At 42.2% G+C, this 12,677-nt stretch carries 14 protein-coding genes; 10 read left to right on the forward strand and 4 right to left on the reverse strand.

The annotated features are described in order from the left end of the window. The first annotated feature begins 22 nt into the window (after positions 1-22). From F890_RS07595 to F890_RS18560, 3 genes are read left to right on the forward strand one after another with little or no spacing between them, the layout of a single operon-like run. Positions 23-1,468, forward strand: a complete 1,446-nt coding sequence (locus tag F890_RS07595; RefSeq protein WP_005266275.1) for a cytochrome ubiquinol oxidase subunit I — start codon at positions 23-25, stop codon at positions 1,466-1,468. After that, on the forward strand, positions 1,465-2,469 hold the full coding sequence (gene cydB / locus F890_RS07600) for a cytochrome d ubiquinol oxidase subunit II (RefSeq protein WP_005266276.1): 1,005 nt from the start codon (positions 1,465-1,467) through the stop codon (positions 2,467-2,469). The genes F890_RS07595 and cydB overlap by 4 nt, the downstream gene beginning before the upstream one ends. Positions 2,470-2,478: 9 nt before the next feature. Then, a complete protein-coding gene (locus tag F890_RS18560; RefSeq protein ID WP_004647088.1) occupies positions 2,479-2,586 on the forward strand; it encodes a hypothetical protein in 108 nt (35 codons plus the stop codon). A gap of 87 nt (positions 2,587-2,673) precedes the next feature. Here the strand turns inward: F890_RS18560 and F890_RS07605 are convergent, their stop codons facing one another. Next, entirely contained in the window at positions 2,674-3,285 is a 612-nt protein-coding gene (locus tag F890_RS07605) for a thermonuclease family protein (protein ID WP_005266277.1), read from the reverse strand. A gap of 168 nt (positions 3,286-3,453) precedes the next feature. Further along, positions 3,454-4,371: a LysR family transcriptional regulator gene (locus F890_RS07610; protein ID WP_005266278.1), complete on the reverse strand. Its 918-nt coding sequence runs from the start codon at positions 4,369-4,371 to the stop codon at positions 3,454-3,456. A gap of 94 nt (positions 4,372-4,465) precedes the next feature. Here F890_RS07610 and F890_RS07615 point away from each other — a divergent pair, with 94 nt between their 5' ends. The 7 genes from F890_RS07615 to F890_RS07645 all read left to right on the forward strand — a co-directional run bounded on the left by F890_RS07615 (position 4,466) and on the right by F890_RS07645 (position 11,382). After that, positions 4,466-5,707, forward strand: coding sequence for an acyl-CoA dehydrogenase family protein (locus F890_RS07615; RefSeq protein ID WP_005266280.1), 1,242 nt, complete (start codon positions 4,466-4,468; stop codon positions 5,705-5,707). A gap of 51 nt (positions 5,708-5,758) precedes the next feature. Next, positions 5,759-6,880, forward strand: coding sequence for a phosphotransferase family protein (locus tag F890_RS07620; protein ID WP_005266281.1), 1,122 nt, complete (start codon positions 5,759-5,761; stop codon positions 6,878-6,880). Further along, on the forward strand, positions 6,877-7,575 hold the full coding sequence (locus tag F890_RS07625; protein ID WP_005266282.1) for a histidine phosphatase family protein: 699 nt from the start codon (positions 6,877-6,879) through the stop codon (positions 7,573-7,575). The genes F890_RS07620 and F890_RS07625 overlap by 4 nt, the downstream gene beginning before the upstream one ends. Positions 7,576-7,627: 52 nt before the next feature. After that, entirely contained in the window at positions 7,628-8,371 is a 744-nt protein-coding gene (locus F890_RS07630) for an SDR family oxidoreductase (RefSeq protein ID WP_005266283.1), read from the forward strand. Positions 8,372-8,779: 408 nt separating this feature from the next. Further along, entirely contained in the window at positions 8,780-9,838 is a 1,059-nt protein-coding gene (locus tag F890_RS07635; protein ID WP_005266284.1) for a fatty acid desaturase, read from the forward strand. Positions 9,839-10,054: 216 nt separating this feature from the next. Beyond that, positions 10,055-10,765 carry an SGNH/GDSL hydrolase family protein gene (locus F890_RS07640; RefSeq protein ID WP_005266285.1) on the forward strand — a complete coding sequence of 237 codons (711 nt, stop codon included), beginning with the start codon at positions 10,055-10,057 and terminating at the stop codon, positions 10,763-10,765. Between the two features lie 32 nt (positions 10,766-10,797). Next, positions 10,798-11,382 (forward strand): uracil-DNA glycosylase family protein, encoded by a 585-nt coding sequence (locus F890_RS07645; RefSeq protein ID WP_005266289.1) that lies wholly within the window; start codon positions 10,798-10,800, stop codon positions 11,380-11,382. A gap of 95 nt (positions 11,383-11,477) precedes the next feature. On the opposite strand, the gene F890_RS07650 is transcribed toward F890_RS07645, so the two are convergent. Both F890_RS07650 and F890_RS07655 read right to left on the reverse strand, forming a co-directional pair. Then, positions 11,478-11,954 (reverse strand): pyridoxamine 5'-phosphate oxidase family protein, encoded by a 477-nt coding sequence (locus F890_RS07650; protein WP_005266291.1) that lies wholly within the window; start codon positions 11,952-11,954, stop codon positions 11,478-11,480. Positions 11,955-12,114: 160 nt separating this feature from the next. Further along, positions 12,115-12,552 (reverse strand): hypothetical protein, encoded by a 438-nt coding sequence (locus F890_RS07655; protein WP_005106837.1) that lies wholly within the window; start codon positions 12,550-12,552, stop codon positions 12,115-12,117. Positions 12,553-12,677 lie beyond the last annotated feature (125 nt).

Consider the following 12,677-nt stretch of genomic DNA (forward strand, 5'->3'; position numbering starts at 1 on the left):
TAACAATGCATAGGTGAAGCTTATGACTCTGGGTTTAACTGCATTAGAGTTAGCACGAATACAGTTCGCCTTTACTGTATCTTTTCATATCATTTTTCCGGCAATTTCTATTGGCTTGGCCAGCTTTCTGGCCATTCTGGAATGGCGCTGGCTCAAAACCCAAAATCCGATTTTTCAGGATCTATTCAAATTCTGGGTGAAAATTTTCGCTGTGGCATTCGGGATGGGTGTCGTCTCTGGTGTGGTCATGAGCTACCAGTTTGGAACCAACTGGAGTGAGTTTTCCCGGGTGGCAGGCAGCGTGACTGGACCTTTATTGGCCTATGAAGTACTCACCGCTTTCTTTCTGGAAGCGGGCTTTCTGGGCATCATGTTATTTGGCTGGGGGCGAGTGGGACCAAAGGCGCACTTTTTCTCGACCTTGATGGTTGCGATAGGCACCTGTATTTCCATGTTCTGGATTTTATCGTCTAATAGCTGGATGCAGACCCCACAAGGCTTTGCGATTGAAAATGGCCTGATTGTGCCGCAAGACTGGCTTGCTATCGTGTTTAACCCATCTTTCCCTTATCGTCTGGCCCATATGGCCATGGCTGCCTTTCTGGTTTCCGCCTTACTGGTCGCTGCTACAGCCGCATGGCATCTGATCAAAGGCCGTCGTGATGCACTGGTCAAGACCTCATTTTCCATGGCGATGTGGCTGCTTCTAGTACTAGCACCTTTACAGGTCATCGTCGGTGATATGCACGGTATTAATACCCTTGAGCATCAGCCAGCAAAACTTGCAGCCATGGAAGGGCATTGGGAAACCAATCATAATGAAGGGATGCCCTTATATCTCTTTGGTATTCCAGATATGGAGGCCGAAGAAACCAAATATGCAATCGGAATTCCCAACTTGGGTAGCCTGATTTTAACCCACTCGATGGATGGCAAGGTTACGGGGCTTAAAGACTTTGCGCCTGAAGACCGGCCGAATTCACTGGTGGTGTTCTGGAGCTTCCGGATTATGGTTGGACTAGGCGTATTGATGTTGTTACTGGCATTATGGGGAGCGTGGGCACGTACCCGAGGTCGCTTTTATGAGTCCCGTGCATTGCACCGATTTGCCTTGATTATGGGACCTTCCGGATTTATTGCCATGCTGGCGGGATGGTTTACCACAGAAGTCGGCCGTCAGCCTTGGGTAGTCTACGGCATCATGCGGACCAAAGATGCATTGTCACCAGTTTCCGCTGAACAGGTGGGGCTAACCCTGATTATTTTTGTAGTCGTCTACTGTGTGGTATTTGGTATCGGGATTTACTACATGTTGCGTCTGATGCACAAAGGCCCGGATTTTATTCATACTCGACCAGATCATGAATCAGACAGCGATGTAGTGCAGGCCTCGCGTCGACCATTAAGTAGTATTCGCGAACGTATTGAAGAAGTTCCTGAACAACCGGATCAGGAGGATAAAAAATGATTGATTTATCATTAATCTGGATTGTGATTATTGGTTTAGGTGTATTGATTTATACCATTCTCGATGGTTTCGATCTGGGCATCGGCATCTTGTTTCCTTTTTTCCCGCATCAAGATGAACGTGATGTCATGATGAATACCGTGGCTCCGGTCTGGGATGGCAATGAAACCTGGATGGTTTTGGGCGGTGCAGGGTTATTTGCAGCTTTTCCACTCGCTTACTCGACCGTACTCTCGGCGCTGTATATGCCAATTATTCTGATGGTGATTGCCTTGATTTTCCGCGGCGTGGCTTTTGAGTTCCGCTTCAAGGCAAACCGCAGTAAGCATTGGTGGGATAAAGCCTTTATCGGTGGTTCTGCGATTACCAGTTTCCTGCAAGGCATGATTTTAGGGGCCTATATTCAGGGCATTGAAACTCGAAATGGTGTCTATGTCGGTAGTGGTCTGGACTGGCTCACTCCATTCAGTATTTTCACCGGAATCAGTGTGGTGGTGCTCTATGCGGCATTAGGCTGTGGCTGGCTGATCTATAAAACCGGAGATGATTTGCAGGATCGAATGTTTAAACTGATGCCTAAGCTGATTATTGCCTTACTGATCATATTGGGTGCGGTCAGTATTTATACGCCGTTGACTCATCCTCAAATTGCTGAACGCTGGTTTAGTCAGCCACAATTTACCTATTTTATGCCAGTTCCAGTTCTGGTTCTGCTATTTACCTGGCTGGCTTTGCGTGCCTGTAAAAGACGCAGTGAATTAGGCCCATTTACCTATATGCTTGTTCTGGTTTTCCTTGCCTATACCGGATTCTTGATAAGTCTATGGCCATATATTATTCCGCCAAGCGTGACTATCTGGCAGGCAGCAGCGCATGAAAATAGCCAGCTATTTGCCTTGATTGGCGCCTTGATCCTGATTCCAATTATTGTGATTTATACCGGTATGTCCTATTGGGTATTCCGGCATAAGGTCAGGGTCGGCGATGATGGCTATCATTAAGGAGTGGTCATGAAAGGCAAACAGGCATTATGGTTTGTAGGGTTGTGGCTGGCAGGATTTTTAACGCTGGCCCTGATTGCTGGCGCATTCCGCTTTCTGGTGCATTTGGCTTATTAAATTAGTAAAACTAAAAAAATGAAAAAAGTGATCTGAATGTCCTGATCACTTTTTATTATTTGCCATTTATCTTTGATAAAACCAAATTTACGATTTTACCTGTTTACGATACACACTTGGACGTACAGGACGAGTATGTTTCCAAAGGCCTTTTTTCTGTTTCTTAGCTTTATTTTGCAATTCCATCATATAGCGTAAATGGTTTTTATCCTTGATATATTCTTCATAGACCCACGCTGCACCACGTTTGACAATCTCTTCATTGATATTTTTGCGATAGCGGTAGATCACACCGACACAGCGGCCATAACGGTCAATGTCGGTAATCTTGACCCGAACCATTTTATTATTCACCATGCTTTTGACCAGACGCTGCGATTCCTTGCCATAGGCTTGTGATGATTCAGGGGCATCGACAAAAGCAAAGCGCAATTTGGTCTCAGAGCGACGAATGTTAAAACGGTAGCAGGTGAGGGTATCACCATCACTTACGGCTTTTACACGGCACCAGTATTTTTTGCCTTTCTTAAAAGGGCGGAAAACATCTTTTAAATAAACTGTAATTTTATGCAGCAGATAATAAGAAAAACATAGCAATACTAAGCCCAGCACAATTTGCCAGGTGATGGAGAGATTTAACAAAGGCAAGATCCAAATCAGCAAAACCAGCTGTAAAATCACAGCTAAAAGTCGAGCCATTTTAGAGCAAAGCCAGTAGATCTACGGATTAAAAGCTAATCACTCAGTGTTTAGTTTTGTACCAGCTAAAATAGCCTAAGTATATTTTTCTGGCGAAAAGATGAATCTGCAACCATCTAAACTTATATATAAAATAGCCTAAGCAATTTAAATTTCTTTATAAATAGCCTAAGTGAAAATTTTATAAATTTCAGCTCTCAAAAATTGATGTCTCTTATTCTCGTGCAAATCCTTATGCCAATATATCCCCATATTAATTTTCGGCAGTTCCACAGGGACTTCAAAAATATTTAGACTGGTAGCCAATTGTAAATGTACCAATACATTTTTAGGAATAGTCAGCATAGCTGTCTTTTGTTGTTCCAAAATTTGCAGAGCAGTTGAGTAATGCTGACAGCGTAAAAAAATCTGTCGTGAATATTGTTTACGGCTTAAATAAATATCCTCAACTAAAACGCCAGTACGGCGTGATGACACGCCAATATGAGGTGAGGCAAGATAAATCTGCTCATTCATTTCTGTTAATTGTGTACACACTACAAATTCATCTTGAACCAGACGCTCAAACTGGATTTTTTCAGCAATGTTTTGTTCCAGATCTATGACAAAATCGACCTGTTGAGAGGCGAGGTCTGCTGCTATATTTTTACGGTCCAGCTTCATGCTGCTAAGTTGAATTTCCAGATTGAGTTGTTGAAAGTGCTGAACCAGTCTGGGAAAGATCATTGGCTCAATTTCATCATGTACGGCAATTTTCAAACTCTGAATCATTTCCGGTCTGAAGTGCTGATGCTGTATTGAAATATTTTGAATCGCAAAAAGTGCATTCTTCAGCTCAGGATAGATCTGTTCCGCAAACGGCGTAGGTTGCATTTTGCTGCCAGTACGTACAAATAAATCATCCTGTAAATGCTGTCTTAAACGTTGTAAAGCATGACTGGCAGCAGACTGGCTAACTGATAAAATCTGTGCAGCTTTAGAAATACTGTTCTGCTCATAAATTGCCATAAAAAGCGGATAAAGGTTAATGTCGATACGATGAAAATTTCGCAGGTCCATGACTGTTTTAGAATGAATGCTATGCATAATAATGTATGGAGTAAAATCATTTTATTCATAATAGGTTTTGGGTTAAGGTGTTGTAAAGCGTATGAATTAGAATATTTAGAGGGATAAAGAGATGTTTGAGCTTTCAGCACGTGCACAAGATTATTTAAATAGAACCAAAAAATTTATTGCTGAGGAAATTGAACCAGTTGAAGCTGATTTCTGGCAGCAAGTTCATGAGTTGAACCAAGGCGGCGACTGGACCAAATGGCAATGGCCTGCAGAACTGGAAAGCTTAAAAGCCAAAGCCAAGGCAGCTGGCCTTTGGAATATGTTTCTCCCTTGTTCTGAACTTGGCCAGGGTTTATCGGTTCAGGAATATGCACATATTGCCGAACTTTCAGGTCGTAGCCTGATTGCACCAGTCGTATTTAACTGTAATGCGCCAGATAGCGGCAATATGGAAGTATTGTGGCGTTATGGTTCTGAAGAACAGAAACAGCAATGGCTGATGCCACTTTTAGAAGGAAAAATCCGTTCGGTCTTTTGTATGACTGAACCTGCAGTCGCATCCAGTGATGCGACCAATATGCAGGCAACGGCGATGGTGGAAGGTGATGAGATTGTTCTCAATGGCCGTAAATGGTGGTCATCAGGTCTAGGCGATCCAAATGCCAAAATCATTATTTTTATGGCGCATACTCCAGATGAAACAGAAGACCGTCATCATCAGCATTCGATGGTTTTAGTTCCTGTGGATACTGCCGGCGTTAAAATCGAACGCATGCTACCTGTATTTGGTGACTACGATGCACCACATGGCCATGGTGAAGTCAGCTTTGAAAATGTCCGCGTTCCGGTAGCGAATTTTATTGGTGGCGCCGGTCAGGGCTTTGAAATTGCCCAAGGTCGTTTAGGACCAGGCCGTATTCATCATTGCATGCGCTGTATCGGGGCTGCGGAAAAATCCTTAGAGTTGATGATTGACCGAGGCATGAGCCGGACAGCATTTGGCAAAGAGATTTTAAAACTTGGCGGCAATCTGGAACGTGTCGCGGAAGCCCGGGTTGCAATTGATCAGGCACGCCTTTTGACCTTGTATGCCGCCTATAAAATGGATACTTTAGGGAATATGGCGGCACTGACTGAAATTTCTGCAATTAAAGTCGTTGCGCCAAGTGTGCTGGAAAAAGTTGTCGATATGGCAATCCAGATCCACGGCGGTGCCGGTGTCTCTCGTGATACGCCACTGACCGGATTCTTTGCCCAGGCACGTGCCTTACGTTTGGCTGATGGCCCGGATGAAGTGCATAAGGGCATGATTGCCAAACTGGAACTGGCAAAACGTGGCTACAGTACACGCCACAAAAAATAAACTGGCTTAAATAGAAGATTGCAACGTATTAAAAAATTTTAAGGAAAAATTATGGCGGTTATTGATGTAGGTGGAGCAGTTCGTGCAGGTGAAGAACTGGATGTACAAGCCATCACCAATTGGTTAATTCAGCAAAATGTGAATGTTGAAGGCCCTGTGCAAGTGACCCAATATTCAGGCGGAGCTTCAAACTGGACCTACCGTTTACAGTATGCCAATGCCGATTTAATTTTACGTCGTCCGCCACAAGGTACCAAAGCCAAATCAGCCCATGATATGGCACGTGAATATCATGTGCAGAAAGCCTTGGCTGAACATTATCCCGTCGTGCCTGAAATGGTCGCGCTTTGTCAGGATGAATCAGTGATTGGTTGTGATTTCTATGTGATGAAACGGCTTGAAGGAATTATTCCTCGCGCCAAAATGCCAGCTGAGCTGCAGCTTACTGAATCCGATATCCGGACTTTATGTATCAATGTGATTGATAAACTGATCGAATTGCATCAGGTGCCTTATCAAGGAACTGAACTTGAAAATCTCGGTAAGGGTGAAGGCTATTGTCGCCGTCAGGTCGAAGGCTGGGATGTACGTTATGAAAAGGCTAAAACTTTAAATGTTCCATCGTTTAAATATGTGCGCAACTGGCTTAAAGATAATATTCCTTCAGATTCTAAAACCTGTGTGATTCATAATGACTGGCGTTTTGATAATGTCATCTTAAATCCGGAAAATCCGACTGAAGTGATTGGTGTACTGGACTGGGAAATGGCCACCCTTGGCGATCCGCTCATGGATCTAGGTTCTGCCTTGGCCTATTGGGTAGAAGATACCGATAATGCCATTTTTAAAGCGACTCGTCGTCAGCCGACCAATCTAAAAGGTATGTTTACCCGTAAAGAGGTCGTAGATTATTATCTTGAAAAAACCGGTTTGCAACCGGAAAACTGGGCGTTTTATGAGGTGTTCGGAATTTTCCGCCTCGCGGTGATTGCCCAGCAGATCTATTATCGTTATTACCATAAACAGACTAATAATCCAGCGTTCAAGGATTTTTGGGTGGTGATTCATGCCTTGCATATTCGTGCCTTAAAACTGATTGGCAAGCAAAAACTGGAAGCCAATGAGATTGCACAAAAGTATGTGCTTAAATTTAAAGAGATAATGCCAAAATGACTACCATTTACTTGATCCGGCATGGCCAGGCCTCTTTTGGCGCAGAAAGTTACGATCAACTTTCGCCCAACGGCGAGTTACAGGCAAAGCTTTTGGGTCGCTATTTTGACGAAATCCTGAAAGAAGCGCCTTATGTGGTGGCAGGTTCCATGCAACGCCATCAACAGACAGCGCAATTATCACTGGACGAATGTTTTCCGGAAAGCGAGATTCTGACCGATAGTGCCTGGAATGAGTTTAATCATCAGCAGGTATTTGCGCGTTATGAGCCGCGCTTTAATCAGCCTGAATTGCTGAAACAGGATGTGTCAGAACATGAAAATCCACGGGATTATCTGAGCAAGATTTTTAGCGGTGCAATTGCACGCTGGACTGGCGATGATTATCACCATGAATATGATGAATCTTGGCCAAGTTTCAAAGCACGCGTGGAAAGCGGCTTAGAAAATTTGTGTGACAAGCTGGCCAAAAGCCGTCCGCGCTATGCAGTGGTCTATACCTCAGGTGGTGTGATTTCTGTTGCAGTGGGTAAGATTTTAGGGCTGAGCCCGGAGAAAACCTTTGCCCTAAACTGGGCGATTACCAATACCAGTATCACGACACTGCGTCTGGTGGGTAATGAACCGCAACTACTCAGTTTAAATGAACATCATTTTATTAAAGCACAGCATCCAGACTTATTGACCTGGATTTAAAATGAGATTGAAAACGTAATGCGCTAGAAAAATAAAGGAATAGGGTAAACATATGGTTAAAACAATTTTAATTACCGGTGCAAGTTCAGGGATTGGCGCCGGTATGGCACGTGAATTTGCAAAAAAAGGCTATAATCTGGCCATTTGTGCGCGTCGTCTGGAGCGTCTGGAAACCTTAAAACAGGAACTGGAAAGCCAATATGGCATCAAAGTCATTGCCAAAACTTTAGATGTGACCGATTACGATCAGGTTTTTGAGGTTTTCCGCGCGTTTAAAGAAGACTTTGGCACGATTGACCGAGTGATCGTCAATGCCGGTGTCGGTGAGGGCCGTCGAATCGGTAAAGGTAATTTTGCCATTAACAAAGCCACGGTGGAAACCAACTTTATTTCGGCATTGGCACAATGTGAGGCTGCAGTTGAAATCTTCCGTGCACAAAACTCTGGTCATCTGGTGATGATTTCATCCATGAGTGCCATGCGCGGTATGCCAAAACATTTAACGGCTTATGGTGCAAGTAAGGCCGGCGTGGCTCATTTAGCGGAAGGCATTCGAGCTGAACTGATCGATACGCCAATTAAAGTCACCACCATTTTCCCAGGATATATTCGGACTGAAATTAATGAAGGGGCAAAAAAGCTACCTTTTGAAGTAGATGAAAAAACCGGTTCGCGTTTATTGGCAGCAGAAATTGAAAAAGCGCCAGTGAAAGCCTATGTACCGAAATGGCCTTGGTTACCACTCGGTCTAGCCATGAAAGTATTACCACTTAAACTGGTGAACAAGTTAGGTTAAAAGTAATCTTAGATCTATAAAAAGAGAAGCTAGAGCGCTTCTCTTTTTATTTTATGACAAACTGAGAAAAATTTCTAAACCAGTATTTTTTTCTAAAAAAATGTATAGCTTGAATTTTCAGAAAAGCGAAATCTTATAAATCCTAATGTATTGATTATTAAAATAAAGTTTTAAATTATCAAAAATTATATTTTTATTTTATTGATGAATTTGCAATTAAATCAATTACTTTTAAATTTTCGTTTCATGAGAAAGACCATCTTTTACTTTTCCTAATTTTCGCCAATTTTAAGAACTTTTCCAAACTGTCCAAAACTTAGACATACTCACTCTAAAAGTGGAAAGATAACTTCTCTTTTTTAGAATTTCCTTTAATGTACAACCGTTCAGAAATTAAAGGTTGTCCATATGTCTACATCTGCGGATATGACTGACCAGCAGCGAATCTCCAAGGTCAGAAGTATCGTTACCCAGGCCGGGGAAGAGGTACGTGCTCGTTATCCCATACTCAAACATCAGAACTTTATCGGTGCGAGTATTTTAGGCTTTGCCTGGGCAGGCATGATTGCATGCGCGGTAGCATATGGAACCGGTTATCTCTCAGCATGGTTTACCATTCCTTTGATTGCGATTTTTGCATCATTGACCCATGAACTGGAACATGACCTGATTCATTATATGTATTTCAAAAAAACACCTTGGGCACATCATTTGATGCTGGCACTGGTCTGGCTGGCACGTCCAAACACCATCAGTCCGTGGGCACGTCGTCGTTTACATTTGCATCATCATAAATATTCAGGCACTGAACATGACCTGGAAGAACGTGGCATCAGTAATGGTATGCCTTGGGGCATTCGCCGAATTCTGGTGATTAGTGACCAGTTGATGTCAGTGTATCTGCGTCCATTTCAAATGTTTAAAATGATTCATCTTTTTCTGGAAAAGCAGCCTGAAAAAGAACGTAAAATTGCCATGATTTCTCAGTTATGCGGCTTTTTACCTCTCAGCATTATTTACTATGGATTATGCTATCTGTTTGTGGTCTTTCATGGTTTAAATGCGGTTGCACCACTATTCGGTTATGAGATGCTCTGGTCGCAAGGCATTGTCGATGCTATGCCAATCGTAAATCTGCTGGCAGTCATCTGGGTGATTCCTAACTTTATCCGTTCTTTTAGCTTGCAGTTTGTCAGCTCAAGTATGCATTACTATGGCGATATCGATCCACGTGATGTGATCAAACAAACCCAAGTGCTCAATCCATGGTGGATGGTCCCGTTCCAGTTATTCTGCTGTAATTTTGGTTCGACCCATGCAATTCATCATTTTGTGGTCAAAGAGCCATTTTATATCCGTCAACTGACGTCCAAAACGGCGCACAAAGTGATGAAAGAAGTGGGTGTGCGTTTTAATGATGTGGGAACTTTCAAGCGTATGAATCGCTGGAATGATTATAAAATCTGATAAGTGAGCTTGTAAAAATCCTGCTTTTTAGCGGGATTTTTTTATATTCATCCTTTGTGATTTATTCAATGTCACAAAGATATCTAAGCCTATATTTTGCAAGAATCCTATCTTGTCAATTTAGGTGAACATTCATTTAAAATGACTGTTGAGGAAATAGTTCAAAAGGATAAACTCAGGTAAAATCAATTATATCTCTATATAAATTAGCCCACTATGTTGCTGAAAGCCGCCACCATTGCCTTGATTCCTGCACTTGTCATTCAGGGTAATCGCGTCAAGAAAAATACCTTGAAGTTGCCTGAACCACAGGGAAAACGTGAAGGTCGAACAGGAACAGGCAAAAAACTTTCTCTGCTCATTTTAGGAGATTCCGCGGCGGCAGGTGTAGGAGTCGAACATCAGGATGATGCATTACTGGGTGCAATTCTGCATGAACTGAAAAATAACTTTGAAATTGACTGGAAATTACAGGCCAAAACAGGCGATACCAGCTCAAAAGTAATTCATGCTTTGGACCAGATTGAAGTCCAGCAATATGATGTAATCGTCACGTCGGTTGGCGTCAATGATGTGACCAAACTGATGCCTGCTGATATTTGGATTCAGAAACAGGAACAGCTTTATAGCAAAATCCAGCAAAAATTTAGTCCGAAACTGATCATTGCTGCCGGAGTTCCGCCAATGAATATGTTTCCGGCGCTACCGAATTCTTTAGCCTGGCTATTTGGCCAGTATGCTAAACAGATGAACCAGCAACTGGAAAAATTTGTGAATCAGCAAGTGAATATGCAATGGATTGAATACGATATTGAAAAATACCGTGCCATGAATTTACAAATGGCTGTAGATGGTTTTCATCCGAGTAAGGAAGTTTATACACTTTGGGGACAAGAAGTAGCTGGCAAGATTCGCAAGACCTTTTAAAATAGTTGAAATCTCTCAATTTAGTTAATTCTATGTCTGATATTGAAACCCATCCGCTACCGCCATTTTTACCACCCAATGCCAAATTGCTGATGTTGGGTAGCTTTCCGCCACCTGCCACACGCTGGAAAATGAATTTTTATTATCCGAATTATCAAAATGATATGTGGCGGATTTTTGGACTGATTTTCTTTGAAAATAAAGATTACTTTTTAGATCTACCCAATAAAAAATTTCAGGAACAATTAATCCGGGATTTTTTAACAGAAACGGGGATTGCGATTTTTGATAGTGGCTATCAGATCCGGCGTTTAAAAGGCAATGCTTCAGACAAATTTTTGGAAATAGTAGTACCCACCAATATCGAGCAACTGCTCAGCCAAATGCCGCAGTGCAATCATATTATGACCACAGGCGACAAGGCCACAGACACCATGATGCTGTCCATGCCTGAAGGGACTTTAAAGCCGAGTATTGGCCAGCTAAGTCAGGCCCATTTTGTCGGACGTGATCTGTATTTATATCGCATGCCTTCATCTTCTCGAGCATATCCGGTTTCTCTGGAGAAAAAAGCCGAAAGTTACCGGACAATGTTTGAGCATGTGGGTCTGGTTTAATATTTAATCCAATAATCAGGTGAAAATGGTTAAAGAGATTTTTTTCTGCATATAAGAAATAAACTTACTATTTGTAAGTTATTGGCCTTATTTATTCACATATTTGGATATTCGACCCAGCGATAGCTATTGATCTTAATCTCCCGGACATGATGAAAGCTGGACCAGATTAACTGACTACCTTTGGTCCATTTTAAAGCTCGAATACGCGACTCCACCTGTCGTATTTCCTCAAGCGAGGCCGGACGTAAAGGACCAATTTCTGCATATAAGCGTACTCCTGGATAACGCTTAAATTTACCTTTAAGTAACGAATGAAACCAAAACAGTTTGCTACTGTTCACAGCCTGTATGCATGCCATCGGCTGATGCTGTAAATTCTCAGAAAAAGTAGTGGAATAAGTATCAAAGAAGAAACCGATACTGGTCTTTTTGTTGAGAAATATGGTTCCGATCGGAGTAATACTAGGAAAGCCTTTGGGGTTGACTGTTGCAATAGAGCAATGCATGGCAGCCCGTTGTGCATCAGCGACCACCTGACGAATCTGTTGCCATTCACTATCAGAAATCATGTCGTGATTCTCTTTTTATTTTTTATAAATTTTATAACAACTTATTTAGCTTGGCATTGCCTGAAAAAATTGAAGATAGGGCAGTTTAATCAATCTAAAACGTCACTCAGATTATAAAAAAGAGCCCCATAGGCTCTTTAAAAAATGCAAAATTCGGCGATTAGTCATCGTATTCGACATAATCCCACAAATTTAAACGTGCTTTAATTTCCTGACGGATTTCAGGCAACATCGGCAAAAGAGTACCATCAATCCATAAGCTTAACGCTTGGGCAGAGAGTACTTGCTGCTGTTCATCGACCAGTTGTGCACCTTTCAACATGATACCGGTCTCATCAGTGGCTTCAGTTTCTACACCTTTAAATAAAACCTGTAATTCATAACTACTATCCTGAATCTGCCATTCCAGTTCGAGCTGAATATTTTCACTGGATTTCAAAACTACCTGTCCCTCGACCGTATCGGAGTCGGACAAACAGTCATGTTCCACCCGAATTTTGGCCAAATACCATTCTTGCTGGGATAAATCATGGAGAGTTTTTACAGGCGTGAGAATATCACTGAACTTAAACTGACGGCTTAGATCAAAAAATTGCATGGGAGTGGAGGGCGAACAAGCGCAAAATACGAGAAAAATGTAATTCTAAAGTAAGCGCAATAGACTGTAAAACCCTTTAAACGATGATTGGACTAAGTTAATTTAAGCGGTCATTCTCAAAATAC

Origin of the sequence: Acinetobacter sp. CIP 64.7 (assembly GCF_000369745.1) — a bacterium.
GTDB classification, from domain to species: Bacteria; Pseudomonadota; Gammaproteobacteria; order Pseudomonadales; family Moraxellaceae; genus Acinetobacter; species Acinetobacter fasciculus.

Coding starts and splice junctions, on each gene's coding strand:
- F890_RS07595 (WP_005266275.1), top strand. CDS start 23: ATGACTCTGGGTTTAACTGCATTAGAGTTAGCACGAATACAGTTCGCC.
- cydB (WP_005266276.1), top strand. CDS start 1,465: ATGATTGATTTATCATTAATCTGGATTGTGATTATTGGTTTAGGTGTA.
- F890_RS18560 (WP_004647088.1), top strand. CDS start 2,479: ATGAAAGGCAAACAGGCATTATGGTTTGTAGGGTTGTGGCTGGCAGGA.
- F890_RS07605 (WP_005266277.1), bottom strand. CDS start 3,285: ATGGCTCGACTTTTAGCTGTGATTTTACAGCTGGTTTTGCTGATTTGG.
- F890_RS07610 (WP_005266278.1), bottom strand. CDS start 4,371: ATGCATAGCATTCATTCTAAAACAGTCATGGACCTGCGAAATTTTCAT.
- F890_RS07615 (WP_005266280.1), top strand. CDS start 4,466: ATGTTTGAGCTTTCAGCACGTGCACAAGATTATTTAAATAGAACCAAA.
- F890_RS07620 (WP_005266281.1), top strand. CDS start 5,759: ATGGCGGTTATTGATGTAGGTGGAGCAGTTCGTGCAGGTGAAGAACTG.
- F890_RS07625 (WP_005266282.1), top strand. CDS start 6,877: ATGACTACCATTTACTTGATCCGGCATGGCCAGGCCTCTTTTGGCGCA.
- F890_RS07630 (WP_005266283.1), top strand. CDS start 7,628: ATGGTTAAAACAATTTTAATTACCGGTGCAAGTTCAGGGATTGGCGCC.
- F890_RS07635 (WP_005266284.1), top strand. CDS start 8,780: ATGTCTACATCTGCGGATATGACTGACCAGCAGCGAATCTCCAAGGTC.
- F890_RS07640 (WP_005266285.1), top strand. CDS start 10,055: ATGTTGCTGAAAGCCGCCACCATTGCCTTGATTCCTGCACTTGTCATT.
- F890_RS07645 (WP_005266289.1), top strand. CDS start 10,798: ATGTCTGATATTGAAACCCATCCGCTACCGCCATTTTTACCACCCAAT.
- F890_RS07650 (WP_005266291.1), bottom strand. CDS start 11,954: ATGATTTCTGATAGTGAATGGCAACAGATTCGTCAGGTGGTCGCTGAT.
- F890_RS07655 (WP_005106837.1), bottom strand. CDS start 12,552: ATGCAATTTTTTGATCTAAGCCGTCAGTTTAAGTTCAGTGATATTCTC.